16 protein-coding genes are annotated in these 19,631 nt (G+C 43.7%); 13 read left to right on the plus strand and 3 right to left on the minus strand.

Annotation, left to right across the window (positions count from 1 at the left end; translation table 11 throughout):
* Positions 1-200 precede the first annotated feature (200 nt).
* The gene (gene sixA / locus ACGF63_RS06790; protein WP_036843196.1) at positions 201-683 is read left to right on the plus strand and encodes a phosphohistidine phosphatase SixA; all 483 of its coding nucleotides are present in this window, start codon (positions 201-203) and stop codon (positions 681-683) included.
* Between the two features lie 4 nt (positions 684-687).
* On the opposite strand, the gene smrB is transcribed toward sixA, so the two are convergent.
* Positions 688-1,230 carry an endonuclease SmrB gene (smrB, locus tag ACGF63_RS06795; RefSeq protein WP_036843197.1) on the minus strand — a complete coding sequence of 181 codons (543 nt, stop codon included), beginning with the start codon at positions 1,228-1,230 and terminating at the stop codon, positions 688-690.
* A 236-nt stretch (positions 1,231-1,466) separates the two neighbouring features.
* On the opposite strand from smrB, the gene hutI reads away from it, so the two are divergent.
* The 11 genes from hutI (at position 1,467) to ACGF63_RS06850 (ending at position 13,958) form a co-directional block, all read left to right on the plus strand.
* Entirely contained in the window at positions 1,467-2,726 is a 1,260-nt protein-coding gene (gene hutI, locus ACGF63_RS06800; RefSeq protein WP_152962341.1) for an imidazolonepropionase, read from the plus strand.
* Complete coding sequence (gene hutG, locus ACGF63_RS06805; protein WP_152962340.1) at positions 2,723-3,679, plus strand: formimidoylglutamase; 957 nt, start codon at positions 2,723-2,725, stop codon at positions 3,677-3,679. The genes hutI and hutG overlap by 4 nt, the downstream gene beginning before the upstream one ends.
* Positions 3,680-3,785: 106 nt before the next feature.
* On the plus strand, positions 3,786-4,517 hold the full coding sequence (gene hutC, locus ACGF63_RS06810; protein ID WP_331251340.1) for a histidine utilization repressor: 732 nt from the start codon (positions 3,786-3,788) through the stop codon (positions 4,515-4,517).
* Positions 4,518-5,049: 532 nt separating this feature from the next.
* Entirely contained in the window at positions 5,050-6,729 is a 1,680-nt protein-coding gene (hutU, locus tag ACGF63_RS06815; RefSeq protein ID WP_036843203.1) for a urocanate hydratase, read from the plus strand.
* Positions 6,730-6,737: 8 nt separating this feature from the next.
* Entirely contained in the window at positions 6,738-8,282 is a 1,545-nt protein-coding gene (gene hutH / locus ACGF63_RS06820; protein ID WP_387629670.1) for a histidine ammonia-lyase, read from the plus strand.
* An 85-nt stretch (positions 8,283-8,367) separates the two neighbouring features.
* Positions 8,368-9,762 carry an amino acid permease gene (locus tag ACGF63_RS06825; RefSeq protein WP_387629673.1) on the plus strand — a complete coding sequence of 465 codons (1,395 nt, stop codon included), beginning with the start codon at positions 8,368-8,370 and terminating at the stop codon, positions 9,760-9,762.
* A 185-nt stretch (positions 9,763-9,947) separates the two neighbouring features.
* Positions 9,948-10,880: a 50S ribosomal protein L3 N(5)-glutamine methyltransferase gene (gene prmB / locus ACGF63_RS06830; RefSeq protein ID WP_387629675.1), complete on the plus strand. Its 933-nt coding sequence runs from the start codon at positions 9,948-9,950 to the stop codon at positions 10,878-10,880.
* A 230-nt stretch (positions 10,881-11,110) separates the two neighbouring features.
* A complete protein-coding gene (gene aroC / locus ACGF63_RS06835; RefSeq protein ID WP_387629678.1) occupies positions 11,111-12,196 on the plus strand; it encodes a chorismate synthase in 1,086 nt (361 codons plus the stop codon).
* A gap of 87 nt (positions 12,197-12,283) precedes the next feature.
* Complete coding sequence (locus ACGF63_RS06840; RefSeq protein ID WP_152962335.1) at positions 12,284-13,084, plus strand: sulfite exporter TauE/SafE family protein; 801 nt, start codon at positions 12,284-12,286, stop codon at positions 13,082-13,084.
* 22 nt (positions 13,085-13,106) lie between these two features.
* Positions 13,107-13,658 carry an elongation factor P hydroxylase gene (locus tag ACGF63_RS06845; protein ID WP_152962334.1) on the plus strand — a complete coding sequence of 184 codons (552 nt, stop codon included), beginning with the start codon at positions 13,107-13,109 and terminating at the stop codon, positions 13,656-13,658.
* Between the two features lie 21 nt (positions 13,659-13,679).
* On the plus strand, positions 13,680-13,958 hold the full coding sequence (locus ACGF63_RS06850; RefSeq protein WP_036838273.1) for a YfcL family protein: 279 nt from the start codon (positions 13,680-13,682) through the stop codon (positions 13,956-13,958).
* Between the two features lie 161 nt (positions 13,959-14,119).
* Here the strand turns inward: ACGF63_RS06850 and mnmC are convergent, their stop codons facing one another.
* A complete protein-coding gene (mnmC, locus tag ACGF63_RS06855) occupies positions 14,120-16,162 on the minus strand; it encodes a bifunctional tRNA (5-methylaminomethyl-2-thiouridine)(34)-methyltransferase MnmD/FAD-dependent 5-carboxymethylaminomethyl-2-thiouridine(34) oxidoreductase MnmC (RefSeq protein WP_387629682.1) in 2,043 nt (680 codons plus the stop codon).
* A gap of 607 nt (positions 16,163-16,769) precedes the next feature.
* A complete protein-coding gene (locus ACGF63_RS06860; protein ID WP_051477120.1) occupies positions 16,770-17,315 on the minus strand; it encodes a hypothetical protein in 546 nt (181 codons plus the stop codon).
* Positions 17,316-17,915: 600 nt separating this feature from the next.
* Here ACGF63_RS06860 and fabB point away from each other — a divergent pair.
* Positions 17,916-19,130 carry a beta-ketoacyl-ACP synthase I gene (gene fabB, locus ACGF63_RS06865; protein WP_036843212.1) on the plus strand — a complete coding sequence of 405 codons (1,215 nt, stop codon included), beginning with the start codon at positions 17,916-17,918 and terminating at the stop codon, positions 19,128-19,130.
* Positions 19,131-19,631: the final 501 nt, after the last annotated feature.

A 19,631-nucleotide genomic window follows, 5' to 3' on the forward strand; every position in this document is an offset into this window, starting at 1 on the left:
AAAAAAGATCTCTTTTAATTTCAAGCAATACCCATTGGGCTGTTGTTCAATCATTTTATTTGTTTTTGTTTTGAGTAGAATGCCTGCTGGCCATACCTGAAATGTCTTTGTAATAATAATTTTTATTGTATAACTCAGGTTAGATTACTGATATTTATTATCAGCAAGATAACTGCGCTAACTCATTCATACGGTGGATTATGCAAGTTTTTATTATGCGTCATGGCGACGCAGCTTTGGATGCAATCAGCGACGCAGCCCGGCAACTCACTCCTCGTGGTTGTAATGAATCACAAGAAATGGCTCGTTGGTTGGCACAACAGGAGCCTCAGATTGGTCTTGTATTGGTGAGTCCTTATATTCGCGCTGAGCAGACGTTACAGATTGTTCGCAAATCCTTATCATTACCGGATGGTGAAGACGTATTGCCAGGATTAACGCCATCAGGTGATGCGGCTACGGTTAGCAGTTATCTACAGGTTCTTGCTGAACAAGGATATAACGCTGTTTTGGTTGTCTCCCACTTACCGTTAGTCGGCTACTTGGTTGCTGAATTATGTCCGGCAGAAACACCACCGATGTTTGCAACGTCTGCAATCACATGTGTGGATTTAGACAACCAAACTGGCAAAGGAACTCTTATCTGGCAGGTCAGTCCGTCACAATTGGCAGCAAAGGCCTGATAATTCAGCGATATATGAGATCATCAAGTTCGACAAGTATCAATAATGAGGCGTTGCCACCCCATTCTTTCGGTGCTTGATGGAAGGCGATGATATCTGGGTGCTGGGCCAGCCATAGCGGGGTTTGCTGTTTGAGAATGTGTTTCCCGTGGCCGTGCATGACGCAGGCACAATAGACATGTTCCCGGCGGCAAGCCGCGATCAATGCTCCAATTTCCTGCTTGGCTTGCATTTGAGTGAGTCCGTGTAAATCAAGAAACAGTTCTGGTGAATAGTCACCTCGGCGTAGTTTTTTCAGTTCATAATGGCTTGCACCTTCCCTTACGTAACGGGTAGGGCCTTCTGTATCAAGGTTGGGCTGAAATTCATCAGAAAAATAGTAGCTTGCATCAATTTGCTCTTGCTGTATTCGCTCAGGGGCAATATGGCTGGTCTTTTTTCTTTCGGGAGGATGTAAGACGGTATCCTGATTCATGCGTTTGGTGCCTGCTACCGATTCTTTAAACAAGCTAATCTCTTCCTCGTTCAGGGAATATTTATTCTTCATCATTGCTCAGTTAATCAAACTATTTTGTGACAAGTGTACTGCATCTTTTTAACGATTGAACCTGATTATATTAAATGAAACCTGATTTTACTTGGTTTGTGGCCTAAAAATGCTGATAAGAAAGTGTATCCGGGTAGTCAGCAAAATAATTTGACAATTATTGTTGGTTGGAAAATAAATGTATATACAACTAATAGCCTGACTGATCAGGTACTGATGAATACAGGATGCTAATCATGGCAATAGAACTGCGTGATACTGATGTCATCTGGCGTAATGCAAGATTGGCAACAATGGACCCTTCTATCAATGCAGCTTACGGATTATTAAAAGAACATGATCTTCTGGTGCGTAATGACAAGATTTTAGCGATTTTGCCCACAGCAACATTACAGACAAGCCGCTGTCAGGTAATTGATGCCCAACAACGTCTGATTACCCCAGGTTTAATCGATTGCCACACCCACTTGGTTTTTGGTGGTAACCGGGCTTATGAATGGGAACAGCGTTTAAACGGTATGTCTTATGCTGAACTCAGTGCTCAGGGTGGGGGGATCAATGCGACAGTTTCTGCGACTCGAACCAGCTCTCTTGAACAACTTGAACACTCTGCACAGCAGCGTCTTGCTGCATTTATGGCCGAAGGCGTAACGACTATTGAGATTAAATCGGGTTATGGATTAAATCTGGAAAACGAAGAAAAGCTGTTGCAGGTCGCACAAAACCTGGCGCAGCATAATCCGATAGAAATTAGCCCGACATTGCTTGCCGCTCATACTTGCCCGCCTGAATATAAGCATAATCCTGATGCCTATATAAATCTGATTTGTGAAGTCATCCTGCCGCAGCTTTGGAAGAAAAAGCTGTTCGAAGCCGTAGATGTTTTTTGTGAAAGCGTGGGGTTTAATCTGGCACAAACCGAACGGCTCTTTCAGGAGGCTGAACGCTGGAATATTCCAGTAAAAGGACATGTGGAACAACTGTCCAATTTAGGCGGGAGTGAACTAGTCGCCCGTTATCATGGCCTTTCCGTTGATCACATTGAATATCTGGATCAGGCGGGAGTAGAGGCTCTCAGCCGTAGTGGTACGGTAGCTGTTCTGCTCCCTGGTGCTTTCTACTTTTTGCAGGAAACACAACGTCCACCTATCGATTTATTACGGCAATTTAATGTACCGATAGCAATATCTACGGATTTTAATCCTGGAACCAGCCCGTTTGCTTCCCTGCGTATGGCGATGAATATGGCATGTATCCAATTTGGATTAACTCCGGAAGAGGCGTGGTTAGGTGTAACCCGACATGCAGCTCGTGCATTAGGCCGGGAAAAGCATCACGGACAGTTGCGCGCAGGTGCTTACGCCGATTTTATTGTCTGGGATGCAGAAAATCCCGTTGATATTTTCTATGAATTTGGCCATAACCCATTGAATATCCGGGTATTTCGTGGAGCTATTACACATTCCAGCATACAGCAGATAAGGAACAGCAAATGAATTTATGGCACGCGACTTCACCGACTATTTGGCAAGGACGAAATGATTTGTCAGAAGCGGATAATGCACTACGGCTTTTTCAAACAGTTAAATTGTCCCCGTATTTTACGCCGGAAGAATTTCCTCACGCTATTGCGCTGTTAGGGTTTGAATGTGATGAAGGGGTAAAACTCAATCAGGGTCGGCCCGGCGCTAATCAAGGTCCTGATTATTTGCGTAAAGCATTGGCCAATATGGCCAGCCATAAAGGGCATGACAGATTGGTGGACTTGGGAAGTATTCGCGCTAATCCCAATCAATTGAGTGAGGCTCAACAAGCCCTGGCTGATGCAATTACCCAATGCCAGCATCAGAATGTGCGTACCCTAGTGTTGGGTGGTGGGCATGAAACCGCTTTTGCCCATGGTGTTGGAATTTATGATGCTTTCCCACATCAACGCATAGGTATTATTAACTTCGATGCTCATCTTGACTTACGGCGATCGCCGCAGCCGACTTCCGGCACACCCTTTCGTCAGCTTGCTGAATATTGTCAACAACACCAACGCCAGTTTTACTACACTTGTGTTGGCGCAAGTTTGGCGTCTAATACCCAGGCATTGGTAGATGAAGCCAACCGCTTAAACGTTACGATTATCTGGGATAATCAATGTAGCGAAACCATGCTAGACAAAGTGCAGCGGCAGATACAAGATACACTCCAACAAGTTGATTTGATTTATATGACAATCGATCTCGATGTATTGCCTGCTTATCAGATGCCGGCAGTCTCTGCGCCGGCGGCACTGGGGCTACCATTGGAGTGTCTTTTGCAATTGATTCAACCAATCTGCCAGAGTGGTAAATTACAGGCGGCTGATTTGGTTGAACTCAATCCAACATTTGATATTCAAGGAATCGGAGGAAAGGCAGCAGCACGCCTTGCCTGGCAATTAGCACATTGGTGGTATTGATTATCTAAAATAACAATATTATTGTGCGGTTTTATTTGGCAAAAATAGCCTGATAAAGTGAATATAATTAATCGCTTAGCATTTTTATAGCAGCAAGGAATTTATTGTGACGACACACTTATCAGGACCATTTGCCAAACCTGTCCCTCTGTATGCCAAAGTGAAACAGTCCATCATCGAAAAAATCTATACCGGTGAATGGAAATCAAATGATCGTGTTCCATCAGAAGCTGAGTTAGTTAAACAGTTTAACTGTAGCCGTATGACTGCCAACCGTGCGTTACGTGAGTTGACCGCTGAAGGGTTATTAGTGCGGCTACAAGGGGTGGGATCGTTTGTCGCTGAACCGAAAGGACAATCCGCACTGTTCGAAATTCACAGCATTGCTGATGAGATCTCAGCCCGTTCTCATCAGCATCGTTGTAAAATAGTCAAGTTATCAGAGCTGAATGCTGACGTAAAACAGGCTGTTGAATTGGATATTATCGCGGGTACGCCGATTTACCAGTCGATTATTATCCATTATGAAAACGATATCCCTGTTCAGATAGAAGATCGTTACGTCAATGCTCAAGCGGTTCCCGATTATTTGCAACAAGACTTCACAAAACTTACGCCACACGATTATTTGTCAATCATTGCACCGTTAACGGAAGGTGAACACATCGTGGAAGCCATTGCCGGCGATCCCCGATCCTGCAAGTTACTGCAAATTGAATCGGGTACCCCTTGTTTATTAATCAGCCGCCGAACCTGGTCGACTCATTACACCGTTTCCAGTGCCAGGCTGTTATTTCCCGGAAATCGGTATAAATTGAAAGGGCGTTTCAGCTCATAGTCACTGTTTTTAAAAGAAAACTATTGTAGCAATTTATCCTTGATAGAGAGTTAAACCTATCGACGTATTTGTATCGCGGTTTCGGGTGATTTCCTTACTGACAACGGATTGTTTTTTGGAAGCTCTGTCAGATAATGCACAGTATGGGCAATTTCCAAACTTGCTGTGACGCCTCTCAGAAGAGCACCATTCATATCAAAAACATGTCATATTTTCATATATATGCGCATTTCCTGATAATACATTTTGTACTTTGATTCTAAACTGGGTCGCACTTAGACAAGATCTTTCCCTACGTAAACTATATTTTTGTAAAATTAATGTAAATAATTTGTGATTATAAACACAAAAATAACAAAAACATTACTCCTTGATAATCAGAAAGAAATAATGTTAACAAATTGATTTATAAGAAAATAAAGATAATAAGTTCATAAATATATTATTTTGGCTAACGATTTGGTCTATTGAATAGACATGTATATACAACTATACATTTAACAAATATCCAAAGAGCAAAAGGAGTCAGACCGTGACCGCCCAGAATAATAAATTTCGTAATGTCGATATCCGGGCACCCAGAGGGACGCAACTTACAGCCAAAAGCTGGTTAACTGAAGCGCCTCTGCGCATGTTAATGAATAATCTTGATCCAGAAGTTGCTGAAAACTCGCATGAACTGGTGGTATATGGGGGCATTGGTCGGGCTGCCCGAAACTGGGAATGTTATGACAAGATTGTTGAAACACTGAAAAAACTGGAAGACGACGAAACGTTGTTAATCCAATCGGGTAAACCGGTTGGGGTGTTTAAAACGCATAAAAATTCACCACGGGTACTGATTGCGAATTCGAATCTGATACCGCATTGGGCCACCTGGGAACATTTTAACGAGTTGGATGCGAAAGGATTGGCTATGTACGGTCAGATGACTGCCGGTAGCTGGATCTACATTGGTAGCCAGGGGATTGTTCAAGGCACCTATGAAACGTTCGTGGAAGCTGGTCGTCAGCATTACAACGATAATTTACAGGGGCGTTGGGTGTTAACCGCCGGTTTAGGTGGTATGGGGGGAGCGCAACCGCTGGCTGCAACATTGGCCGGAGCATGTTCTCTGAATATTGAATGTCAGCAAAGCAGGATCGATTTCCGCCTGCGTACTCGTTATATCGATGAACAAGCTAAGGATCTGGACGACGCACTGGCCCGGATCGAAAAATACACTCAGGAAGGTAAAGCCATCTCTATCGCACTGTGCGGTAACGCTGCTGAAATTTTGCCGGAATTAGTTCGTCGTGGTGTGCGCCCGGATTTTGTCACTGATCAGACAAGCGCACATGATCCTCTCAACGGTTATCTGCCGAAAAACTGGAGCTGGGAAGAATATCGCCAGCGGGTGATTTCAGAACCGGCGGATGTTATCCAGGCAGCGAAATCTTCAATGGCGGAGCATGTCAAGGCGATGTTGTCTTTTCAGAAACAGGGAATTCCTGTTTTTGATTACGGCAACAATATTCGCCAAATGGCGTATGAAGTTGGTGTAGAAAATGCCTTTGATTTCCCTGGTTTTGTTCCTGCCTATATTCGTCCGTTATTTTGCCGTGGTATCGGGCCTTTCCGTTGGGTAGCACTTTCTGGCGATCCACAGGATATCTACAAAACTGACGCCAAAGTTAAAGAATTGCTCCCTGATGATACACATTTACATCGCTGGTTGGATATGGCCAGAGAACGCATCAGTTTTCAGGGATTACCTGCCCGTATCTGCTGGGTTGGTTTAGGCGAACGCGCCAAACTGGGGTTAGCTTTTAACGAAATGGTACGCAGCGGTGAGCTTTCTGCGCCGATTGTTATTGGGCGTGATCATCTGGATTCCGGTTCTGTCGCCAGCCCGAACCGGGAAACAGAATCCATGTGTGATGGTTCTGACGCCGTTTCGGACTGGCCGTTGTTGAATGCCTTACTTAACACCGCCAGCGGCGCGACCTGGGTTTCTCTGCATCATGGCGGTGGCGTCGGAATGGGCTTCTCACAACATGCAGGTATGGTGATCGTTTGTGATGGAACTGATGAAGCCGCAGAACGTATAGCCAGGGTGCTGCATAACGATCCGGCTACCGGAGTTATGCGTCATGCCGATGCCGGTTATGAAATTGCTATTCATTGTGCTAAAGAGCACGGATTAGATTTGCCTATGATCAATACAAAATAAGGAACATTATGAAACAATTAACTCTCTACCCAGGCAAATTGACCCTTGATGAACTGCGTCAGGTTTATCTGCAACCCATAAAAATAACGCTGGATAGCCAGATTTTTCCGGCTATTGAACACAGCGTGGCATGTGTTAATGCTATTCTTGCTGAAAAACGCATCGCGTATGGAATTAATACCGGATTCGGACTATTAGCCAGTACCCGGATTGAGGAAAATAATTTAGAAAAACTGCAACATTCGCTTGTCGTGTCTCATGCCGCCGGAATAGGTGAAGCGCTGGACGATAACATGACCCGGTTGATCATGGTATTGAAAATCAACAGCCTCTCCCGTGGTTACTCAGGCATTCGTCTGGAAGTCATTCAGACGTTGGTCGCTTTAGTTAATGCGGAAGTTTATCCCTGTATTCCTTGTAAAGGATCTGTCGGCGCATCAGGTGATTTAGCACCGTTGGCACATATGAGTCTGTTATTACTTGGGGAAGGGCAGGCGCGTTATCAGGGTGAATGGTTGTCAGCCAAAGACGCTCTGGCAAAAGCCAATTTACAACCTATCACATTGGCGGCCAAAGAGGGTTTAGCGTTGCTTAATGGAACTCAAGTCTCCACCGCTTTTGCGTTGCGTGGATTATTTGAGGCAGAAGATCTGTTGGCGGCAGCAATAGTTTGTGGTTCTTTATCCGTAGAAGCGGCGTTGGGTTCTCGCAAACCATTTGATGCCCGCGTGCATGAGGTTCGTGGGCAACAGGGGCAGATTGACGTAGCTGCATTGTATCGTCATGTATTGGAAGAGAGCAGTGAACTATCAGATTCCCATATGGATTGTCCAAAGGTACAAGATCCTTACTCATTACGTTGTCAGCCACAAGTCATGGGAGCTTGCCTGACTCAGCTCCGTCATGCTGCCGATGTTATTCTGACGGAAGCTAATGCTGTATCTGATAATCCATTGGTATTTGCTGAACAGGGTGAGGTGATTTCAGGCGGTAATTTCCATGCTGAACCCGTTGCAATGGCGTCTGACAACCTGGCGCTGGCATTAGCGGAAATCGGTGCATTGTCAGAACGACGTATTGCGTTGTTGATGGATTCACATATGTCACAGCTTCCGCCTTTCCTGGTTGAGAACGGTGGTGTGAATTCTGGTTTTATGATTGCACAAGTGACGGCCGCGGCTCTTGCCAGTGAAAATAAAGCGTTAGCCCACCCCGCGAGTGTTGACAGTTTACCGACTTCGGCCAATCAGGAAGATCATGTATCAATGGCTCCGGCTGCCGGGCGTCGTTTGTGGGAGATGGCAGAAAATACCCGGGGTATTCTGGCCATTGAGTGGTTATCCGCCTGTCAGGGAATAGACTTCCGAAATGGCCTGAAAAGCAGTCCGATTCTGGAAAAAGCGCGTCATATTTTGCGGGAAAAGGTAGATTATTACGATCAGGATCGTTTTTTTGCACCAGATATTGCTGCTGCGGTACAACTATTGGTTGAGCAACACCTTTCCTCACTACTTCCTGCTGGACAGATATTACAGACTAAAAATAACTGTTAAATAAACCGAGGGCCGGCTTCTGTCCGGCCTGATTGTTGCAGTTATCTTTCATAAAACCCAATAATAAAAGATAAGAGGGTAAATCATGCAAGCCACATTACACCTAGAACGAGGACTCAACGCTCGCCATATTCGGTTTATGGCGTTGGGTTCTGCGATTGGCACCGGTCTTTTTTATGGTTCTGCTGAAGCAATAAAAATGGCAGGTCCGGCGGTATTATTAGCTTATTTAGTGGGCGGTGCCGCTGTCTTTATGGTTATGCGTGCGCTGGGAGAAATGGCGGTCCACAAACCGGACGCCGGTTCTTTTGCCAGTTACGCCCATCAATATTTAGGCCCGTTACCGGGGTTTATTACGGGTTGGACTTACACTTTCGAAATGATAATAGTCTGTCTGGCTGATGTAACGGCTTTCGGTATTTATATGGGGTTATGGTATCCGGAAGTGCCGCGTTGGATATGGGTACTCAGCATTATTTTCATTATTGGTGCGCTGAATCTTTGTAAAGTCAAAGTATTTGGCGAAATGGAGTTCTGGCTGTCAATTCTGAAAGTTGCGGCGATCAGTGCCATGATTATTGCTGGGGCTGGCATTATTCTGTTTGGTTTCAGTGGCCATTTTCAGGCAACAGGCGTTCAAAATCTGTGGCAACACGGCGGATTTATGCCTAATGGATTTGGCGGCATCATTGAGTCTCTGGCAGTCGTTATGTTTGCTTTCGGTGGTATTGAAATCATTGGTATAACATCCAGTGAAGCTAAAAATCCGGCGAAAATGATCCCGCAAGCAATCAACTCTATCCCGGTCCGTATCCTGCTATTTTATGTACTGACTATTTTTGTATTAATGGCAATTTACCCCTGGAGCAGCATCGGTCAGGAGGGCAGTCCATTTGTCGCCATATTTCAGGGATTGGGCATTAATTCGGCGGCGAATATACTGAATATTATCGTGATCACGGCGGCAATTTCGGCTATTAACAGCGATATTTTTGGTGCGGGTCGGATGATGTATGGTATGGCGGAGAAAGGACTAGCGCATAAAAAATTTATGAAACTAAGCCGTAACGGCGTGCCTTGGGTGACCATCATGGTGATGACATTGGCATTGCTGTGTGCTGTTGTCCTGAATTACTTACTCCCTAAACAGGTGTTTGTCATCATTGCTTCGATTGCCACTTTTGCCACGGTATGGGTCTGGTTAATGATTTTGCTTTCTCAGTTTGCTATGCGCAGAAAGATCTCACCGGAAGAAGCACAAAAATTAAAATTTCCAGTACCAATGTGGCCTGTTGCACCGATTCTGACTATCGTGTTTATGATATTTATTATTGCTGTTCTGAGTTACTTCCCAGCGACACGAATTGCGTTTTATGTAGGAGGCGTATGGATCCTGCTGTTAACTGCGGCCTATTATTTATGGATACGGAACAACGTAACCTCCGTTAATCCCCGATCTGCCAAGGGAACGTCATATTAAATAATATAGAGAAACCGTCTTGTCAGCCGGCTGAATAAGACGGATTCCGTGGAAAATTGGTCAAAAATCTGCAATAAAACACCGGCCCCATCCTTTTATTGTAATTAGTCTGACATGAAAGCTGATTTGTCTCAGTGATCGTGGCAAACTAACGGGTCAATGAATTTACGGGGCTGGAGGGGCTTTTGGACAAGATTTTTATCGATGAGGCAGTAGCTGAATTATATACCATTCAGGATATGTTGCGCTGGTCTGTCAGCCGGTTTAATGCGGCGAATATTTATTACGGACACGGTACCGACAATCCTTGGGATGAAGCTTTGCAACTGGTTCTTCCATCGCTATTTCTGCCGCTGGATATTCCACAGGAAATGATGACAGCACGGCTGACATCAACTGAACGTCATCGTATTATCGAACGGGTTCTTCGCCGTATTAATGATCGTATTCCTGTTGCTTATTTGACTAACAGAGCGTGGTTCTGTGGTCATGAATTTTATGTTGATGAACGGGTTCTGGTTCCACGCTCACCGATTGGTGAACTAATTAATAATGAATTTTCAGGGCTGATCTCTGATGAACCAGCCAATATCCTTGATCTCTGTACAGGTAGTGGTTGTATTGCCATCGCCTGTGCATATGCTTTCCCGGAAGCGGAGATAGATGCGGTGGATATTTCCGCTGATGTATTGGCAGTGACTGAACAGAATATTCAGAATCACAACCTTGAGCATCGGGTAATTCCTATTCGTTCCGATCTGTTCCGCGATATGCCACCTGTGAAGTACGATCTTATCGTCACTAATCCACCTTATGTCGATGCTGAGGATATGAGTGATTTGCCGGAAGAGTTCCGCCGTGAGCCTGAATTGGGGCTGGCTGCGGGTTCAGATGGTTTAAAACTGGCACGCCGCATTCTTGCAACCGCTCCTGATTTTCTGACAGAACAGGGTGTGTTGATTTGTGAAGTTGGCAACAGCATGGTGCATTTGATTGAACAATATCCTGATGTGCCATTTACCTGGCTGGAATTTGAATATGGCGGAGACGGTGTCTTTATGATGACACGTCAACAACTTATCGAACATCACGAGCATTTTCGTTTATTTAAAGACTGATATACCCTATAGATTTCAAGATGCCTCGCGACGGCAAGGGAGCGAATCCCCGGGAGCATAGCAAACTATGTGACCGGGGTGAGCGAGTGCAGCCAACAAAGAGGCAACTTGAAAGATAACGGGTATAGTGGGGTGGGTTGTCGCTACGGTCATTAATACAGAACTTGCAGAGTTAAATATAGAGCTAAATCAGCGTTAAATAAAAGAACAATTAACAGGAAGGAACTGGGATGGCTGGAAATAGTATCGGGCAGTTTTTCCGGGTCACCACCTTTGGTGAATCTCACGGTTTGGCGTTGGGATGCATCGTCGATGGTGTGCCGCCGGGTATCACAATCACAGAAGCGGATTTGCAAATTGATTTAGACAGGCGCCGTCCGGGAACTTCCCGTTATACAACGCAACGCCGTGAGCCGGATCAGGTTCGCATTCTTTCTGGTGTATTTGAAGGGGTAACGACCGGTACCAGTATCGGTTTACTGATTGAAAATACTGATCAACGTTCTCAAGATTACAGCGCGATCAAAGACGTATTCCGTCCGGGACATGCTGATTACACTTATGAACAGAAATATGGTATCCGCGACTATCGTGGTGGTGGCCGTTCTTCTGCCCGTGAAACGGCAATGCGGGTTGCGGCAGGTGCGATAGCGAAAAAATATTTGTTGGATAAGTATGGTATTCGTGTCCGTGCTTGTTTGAGTCAGATGGGTAATATCCATTGCGAATTAAAAGATTGGGAACAGGTGGAACAAAACCCATTTTTCAGCCCTGATGAAACCAAACTTGAACAACTTGATGCCCTGATGCGTGAGCTGAAAAAAGCGGGTGATTCTATTGGCGCGAAAGTAACGATTGTGGCAGAAAATGTGCCAGCAGGATTGGGAGAACCCGTTTTCGACCGCCTTGATGCTGATATCGCTCATGCGCTGATGAGTATTAACGCAGTAAAAGGCGTTGAAATTGGTGAAGGTTTTGGCGTTATTAATCTGCGTGGCAGCGAAAACCGGGATGAAATTACGGCTCAGGGTTTCACCAGTAATCATGCGGGGGGAATTCTGGGGGGGATTAGCAGCAGCCAGCCAATTGTTGCTCATATTGCGTTGAAACCCACTTCCAGCATCATGGTGCCGGGTAAAACGATTAACCGTCAGGGTGAAGAGGTTGAAATGGTAACCCGTGGTCGCCATGATCCTTGTGTTGGTATCCGGGCGGTACCGATTGCAGAAGCCATGATGGCTATTGTTCTGATGGATCACCTGTTACGCCAGAGAGCACAGTGCGCGGATGTTGAATCCAGTCTTCCGCGTTGGTGATTAGGCAGATGAAGCTAGCCTTGAAATCCCGGATATTGAAATGGGTAGCTGGATACGGATAAGCGGTTTCTTTTGATGGGATAAAATATGGATTGGTTATTATCAGGGGCGGAAATTTATGGTCTGCTCTTTCTGGTTGCGATAATCGCTGGATTTATCGACTCGATTTCTGGCGGTGGCGGTTTACTGACCATCCCTGCGTTACTGTCAGTCGGCGTCTCGCCTGTGCAGGCGCTGGCGACAAACAAATTGCAGGCAGTGGGGGGTTCTTTCTCTGCCAGCCTCTATTTTGTCCGTTATGGTGCGGTTGATCTCAAGTCTCAGCGCTTTGCCATACTAATGACATTGTTTGGTTCAATGGCGGGAGCGATGATTGTCCAGTTTATCAAACCCGATTTTCTCCGCCAGCTATTACCGGTTCTGGTTATCGTTATTGGCCTTTACTTCTTGTTGACTCCAACGATAGGCAAGGAAGATTGCCATCGTCGTCTGGCTCCAGTGGCATTCGCCTGTCTTATCGGGGGTGGATTGGGTTTATACGATGGCGTATTTGGTCCTGGTGTTGGCTCATTTTATGCGTTGGCTTATGTTACCCTGTGCGGCTATAACCTGGCGAAATCCACCGCTCATGCGAAAGTACTGAACTTTGCTTCTAACATGGGGTCACTGGTGCTGTTTATCCTTGGTGGTCAGGTTTTGTGGATATTGGGTCTTGTTATGCTGGCAGGGCAGGTAATCGGTGCACGGCTGGGCGCACGTTTGGTTTTAACACATGGTCAAAAACTTATTCGCCCTATGATCGTGACTATCTCTTTTTTGATGAGTATTAAATTATTGAATGATAATCACGGAGATACGATCCGTACCTGGCTGGCGTTTTATTTCTGATTCAGGATTTTGTTTTTAATTCATGACAACGCATAACTATCAACAACTTATAGATATTTTTAATCGCTGTTTTGGCGACGAATACAATACACGTCTGGTAAAAGGTGATAACGAACCGATTTACCTGCCGGCAGATGAAGACATTCCTTATAACCAGATTGTATTTGCTCATGGCTTCTATGCCAGTGCGTTACATGAAATTGCCCATTGGTGCATTGCGGGTAAAGAGCGTCGGAAACGGGTGGATTTTGGCTATTGGTATTGCCCTGATGGGCGTGATGCACAGACGCAAAGTGAATTTGAGAAAGTAGAAATTAAGCCTCAGGCGCTTGATTGGATATTTTGTACCGCTGCGGGTTTTCCGTTCAATATCAGTTGTGACAACCTTGAAGGGGATTTTGAACCTGATAGGCTGGCTTTTCAGCGTAAAGTTCATGCTCAAATCATGAACTATTTAGCGCAGGGAATACCGGCAAGAGCGGAGTGCTTTATTCAGGGACTACAATCGTTCTACAATACGCCCCCATTGAAAGCGGAACATTTTCCTTACCCGGAAGATATATTCGCAGATTGAAATTGAATTTAAGGAAAGATGATGCTCGCTGAATTTGAAACGCGTATTCTGGCGCAAATTGATGATATGGTAGATCATGCCAGTGATGATGAATTATTTGCTGGTGGCTATCTCCGCGGGCATCTCACTTTGGCGGTGGCAGAATTGGAACAGGAAGGTGCTCATACCGCTGAACAGCTTCATGATCGTGTTGAAGAAAGTATCCAAAATGCGATTAAAGCAGGAGAATTGGCACCACCGGATCAGATTCTGGTTCTCCATACCTGGCAGCGCCTGCTGGATAATGCTAAAACTCAATGAATTGATTAAAGCAATAGGAAAAACGAACAGTTGTTGGGCTGGTAGGAATTGTCATCGGATATGTAATCAATAATCGCCAACAAATCAGCCCTGGCTGTTTCCTTCCATTCAAGAACGAGCACGAAGTTTCCTGTTAATCAATTCCTGAGCGGTACAATTCCTTATGGTTTTTCGGTTTTAACTTCGCGGCCTTTCAGTAGCTTTCTGATCCAAAAACGGTTTGGATGAAGGGCTGCCAGTGTTTCATTATCCAGTGGCAATGGTTCATCAAAGATTTGCCCTGCAAGGATTTCTGCACTGAGTGGGGCAGAGCATAACCCACGGGAACCTAATGCTCCAATAACAAACAGATTGGAATAACAGGAGGCATCTGCGACAGGGTTCCCTGTGCGGATTTTTTCTGATAGATCCTGATAATTTGCCATTATTTCATTGAGATTCGGCGCATTTCCCACCATGGGCATATGGTCGCGAATAACACAGCGAATACCTTGGCGAGATTTTCCGGCAGAAATATCAACCTGATTTACCCATCCGGCATCAGGTAAACATTTTAGTAATCGATCACGATTCTCTTGTTGCTCTGTTTCAGAATATTCGTTATCAAGCCGATGGCGCTGATAACTGGCCCCGATGCAGTGGTACTGATTGGTTGGATTAGCAGGTGTCAAATAGCCATCATAGCAAAGCACATTGTTCAATTTACTTAGCTCTGTTGTGGTTGGAATATGACTGACTTGACCACGAACGGCAGTAACCGGCAATTTTTCGGTTTGTTTAAACTGGGGCAGATGATGACCGTTGGCAATCACGACCGTTTTATGATGCGTGTTTAATCGTTGCCCTTGATGCATCAAATGCAGTTGCCAACCATTTTCGCTATGGTCAAGAGTGGTAATTTCATGATTGAAGAAACAGAGCATCCCTTGCTGTTGTGCTAATTCTGTTGCTGCTCTGGTCAATTCGGCCGGGCATAGCCACCCGCCTTGTGGATAGTGAATACCGTGGTGATTAATATCCAGTCCACATTCTTCACTCAATTGGTGGCGGTTCATACCAATAGCGATTTCATCCGGCCATTCTGTTGCCAGAATTTTTTCAATTTTCCTACGGCTTTTTTCATCATAAGCAAGTTGACTGACACCACACCATTGATGGTCAAAATGAATTCCCTGAGCTGATAGCTGATCATACTGACGGCGGGCAAAAGTAAATGCAGATGTAAAGAATTTTTCGAGCCCATTACTATTACCGTTAAGTAGCGGGTAGAGCGCTCCCTGACGATTACCGGATGCACCTTGTGCCGGAAATTCATCCTGACAATAAAGCGTAACTTGCGCGCCACGACTCAGTAGTGCAAGAGCGGTGAGAATACCGGCAATACCACCGCCGATAATCGCGATATCATTTGTGTGGCTTGCCGCTGGACGGGCAAACCACGGTGTGGGCAACGATTGAGATTTCTGTGTTGCCAGAACCCCGGTCAGCATTTCTCTTTTGCGACCAAATCCTTTTACTTTACTGACAGTAAAACCCGCTTGTTGTAAACCACGACGGACGATACCGGCAGAAGTGAAGGTGGCAAAAGTTCCTTCTGGGCGGGCAAATTGCGCCATTGCGGCAAACAGTTGTTCACTCCACATTTGTGGGTTTTTTGCAGGCGCGAAGCCATCTAAAAACCAGGCATCTATTTTACCGTAAAGGCTGGAATCCATTGTTGGCAACAGATCATTGACGTCACCAAACCATAAATCCAGTGTGACCGTTCCATTTGCCATAATTAGTCGGTGGCAGCCTGCCAACGGTTGAGGCCATTGCTGGCAGAGCTGTTGCGAAAAAATGCCAAGCTCAGGCCAGCGTTGATGGGCTGCCCGTAAGTCACAGGTTTTCAGTGGGTATTTCTCGAAACTAATGAAATGCAGACGTTTCAACGGGGCATCAGGATTTTGTTGCCGAAATGCATCAAATGATTGCCATAGTGTCAAAAAACTTAAGCCTGTTCCGAAGCCAGTTTCTGCTATGACACAGTTGGTACGGGAATGAGTGCGGAATCGTTGGGGAAAGTGGTTACCGTTAAGGAACACATAACGGGTTTCTTCCAGCCCATCCTGATTTGAAAAATAAACGTCGTCGAATTGAGCTGAAACCGGAGTACCCTGATCATTCCAACTCAGGGTTGCGGTACAGATGGCAGAGTTTTTCACGGTAATGCCTGTAATGTTACTGATAATCACGTGATTTTAGCGATGTTAAGCTTGATGTGCCACCTGACAGGAGAAGAATTGCCAGTAAAACAGTATCAGTAAAGATAAAAAGCGAATATGATTAATGTTGAAATGTAAAATACAATATACCATGATGATTAAACTTAATAAAACCAGGTGTTAAAAGTAGTGAAAATAACGGTTAAAACCTTATTATATTGATTGAAATCAGAGGTTAAAAAATGGCTTTTAATAATAGTTTAAAACCTGCCCATCATAAAATTCGGGATGGGATCCTACTTTGTGTTTACTCAACTATATTTAATTTATTTATCAGCGATTCTACACTCTGTTTATTTTACATTTAATTATCCTTCCATGACTATTTAAAATAACGAAAACAGAGATATTAAAGCTTTTATATAAAAAACGGAGGCGGATTTAACTATGAGTGCAGCTTTTTAAAATGACATTAATCAAAGTTCATTAACTACCAACATGAAATTGAAAACAAATCAATGAGAAAAAGAATATTGTCTGAAAAATTGCACCTTAATCAGTTAGTATCCAACTTTTGGGGTGCAGTTCAACAACGCGGGCTTTAAGTTTATAAGGGAATATAAAATTCACACAGCTTTTTAAATTCCTTTGATTGTGTTTCCTTTAAGTGTGAGGAAATCATATCAATCATTGATATTACTTTTCGCTTGGCGGCTGCTTTATCACCGTTTTTGCGATTGACTTCTTCAATATAAGATGAGCATAACTTACAAAATTCAGCTACTCTTTTTTTACGGATATTTGAATCCTTATCGATAAAATCGTAATGGTGGTGATTATTAGCCTGCTTTAGGTAATCTGAATTTGGTATAGGTACTCGTATGAATGTTTTTTCTGAATTTAATCCAGAAATATCCTTATTGTGTCTCTTGTATATAGACTCCAATAACCGCTGATTTTTGCTGGATATAATCATAATTAGCCCATAAAGTGTGATGAATGCTCCAATTAGGATATGGTTCTGTTGTGACAAAACCAGTCTAATATTGTTAATTTTGTTGCCGTATTGTGATGAAATATTTATATCCATATTAAAAGCCACTAATATCCATACAATACCAATGCTTAATAGAAGATAACCCAGTCCTCTCATTATTAACCCCCATAAAGTTAGTGGGTAGAAGTGCTCTAACTCACTTAGGTCTTACAATGAATCGACCATTTTTGTATGATATAATTACAATCATTTTATGTGTGAATAATGACTTTATTACTAATAAAGTCAGAAAATTTTCTATTTTAAAACGTTTGTTACTGTAAGTTTGGAGAATTTAAGTAATTCTCTTAGTAAGATAACATAAGGTTCGTATCTTTTCATAAAAATTCTATTCATGGTTATAGCGGCTATTATTAAACTCGTTTCTAATTATAAGAAAACGTAATAAAAATAATAGACATAGTTGTCTCTATATAAATTAAACTTTTAATCATTGATTTAGATACTTGATAAATTCAGGTGTTTTGCGTTGAGAGTCTGAAATTTATTGTCATCCATTGCTATCTGAATAGTTTCTGCCACGTTCTATGTAGGTTAGTTGTTGTTTTGACCAGAAAATATATTGGGATCTTTCGATGGATGAATTTTTCTTCGTAATTTTATCCTGATCGGACTTGTTCGGCGTACAAGTGTACGCTAAAGTGCTGTTAGATTGATAGAGATCCGGCAGAATAAACATATTTAATGAGGTATTTAATGAAGCGTGCAGTGATCACTGGATTGGGTATTGTCTCCAGCATTGGTAATAACCAGAAAGAAGTACAGGCATCTCTGAAAGAAGGCCGCTCCGGGATAACTTTTTCCGAAGAATTCAAAGAGATGAAAATGAGAAGTCACGTCTGGGGTAATGTAAAACTGGATACTACAGGGTTAATAGACCGAAAAATTCAGCGTTTCATGAGTGATGCTTCTGTTTATGCTTATCTGGCGATGGATGAAGCAATTAAAGATTCTGGCCTGACTGATGATCAGGTTTCTAATATTCGTAGTGGATTAGTTGTGGGTTCCGGTGGCGGTTCTCCACATAGCCAGGTGGCTGCCGCTGATGGTATGCGTTCTCGTGGTTTGCGTGGTGTGGGGCCTTATATGGTGACCCGTGCAATGGCTTCCGGTGTGTCAGCTTGCCTTGCAACCCCTTTTAAAATCAAAGGGGTAAACTACTCTATCAGTTCTGCTTGTTCTACCTCGGCTCATTGTATTGGTCATGCGGCTGAACTTATTCAGTTAGGAAAACAGGATGTTGTTTTTGCCGGCGGTGGTGAAGAGCTATGCTGGGAAATGAGTTGTGAATTTGATGCAATGGGTGCACTTTCAACGAAATATAACGAAACGCCTGAACAAGCTTCCCGTACTTATGATAAAAACCGTGATGGTTTTGTTATTGCCGGCGGTGGCGGTATCGTTGTTGTTGAAGAATTGGAGCATGCATTAGCACGCGGCGCACACATATACGCTGAAATTGTTGGGTATGGTGCAACATCTGATGGTGCAGATATGGTGGTTCCATCCGGTGAAGGGGCAGTTCGTTGTATGCATATGGCGTTGCAAGGTGTGAAAGGTTCTATTGACTATGTGAATACGCATGGTACTTCCACTCCGGCGGGGGATTTGAAAGAGTTAGAGGCTATCAGGGAAGTATTTGGTGATACAACACCTGCAATTTCTGCAACAAAAGCGATGACAGGCCATTCACTGGGTGCAGCCGGTGTACATGAAGCGATTTATAGCCTGCTGATGTTAGAACATAGTTTTATTGCACCGAGTATTAATATTGAAGATCTTGATGATAAAGCGGCGGGCATGAATATCATTACGAAACCTACCGAACAAAAGTTGAATACAGTAATGTCCAACAGTTTTGGTTTTGGTGGTACGAATGCTTCCCTGGTGATGAGCAAGTATTTGGGGTAATTCTCCTTATCAGGTTTGGACAGTGCTCAGATAAAAGCAATAACTTTTGGCGCATTTTAGGCGACCAGGGTGAGTGAAACGAGTCAACCTCGTGTACCAACAAGTACACTCCTGTTTCTGTGCACTGTCCGTATCGCCATTATTCTATTTCTTGAGCCTACTAATCACATACTCGGAAGAGAGTCCTTCAGAATATATGGGGTTGGAAAAGATTTAATTTTAAAATTTACCTACTTAAATAAGCAAGACAATAGAAATATTTTTATTGTATCGGCAATTGTTAATGATATTAATGCTCGGTATCATTTAGTGATTATTTAACAGTGAGTCGAGAGTTTTAAATCATGGGTTCGATGAAAATTGGAGATTCACCAAAGTTTAGGTTAGATATAAATTAAATCCTGTTTTTCAGAGTGTTAATTTTCGTGAGATATAACATTAATGTGAATTGTATTTTTATCTCTCCAGTGATAAAAGCCCATAATTTTTCGATGATAATTA

It is taken from the genome of Photorhabdus sp. RM322S (assembly GCF_042879395.1).
In the GTDB taxonomy this organism is placed as follows: domain Bacteria; phylum Pseudomonadota; class Gammaproteobacteria; order Enterobacterales; family Enterobacteriaceae; genus Photorhabdus; species Photorhabdus khanii.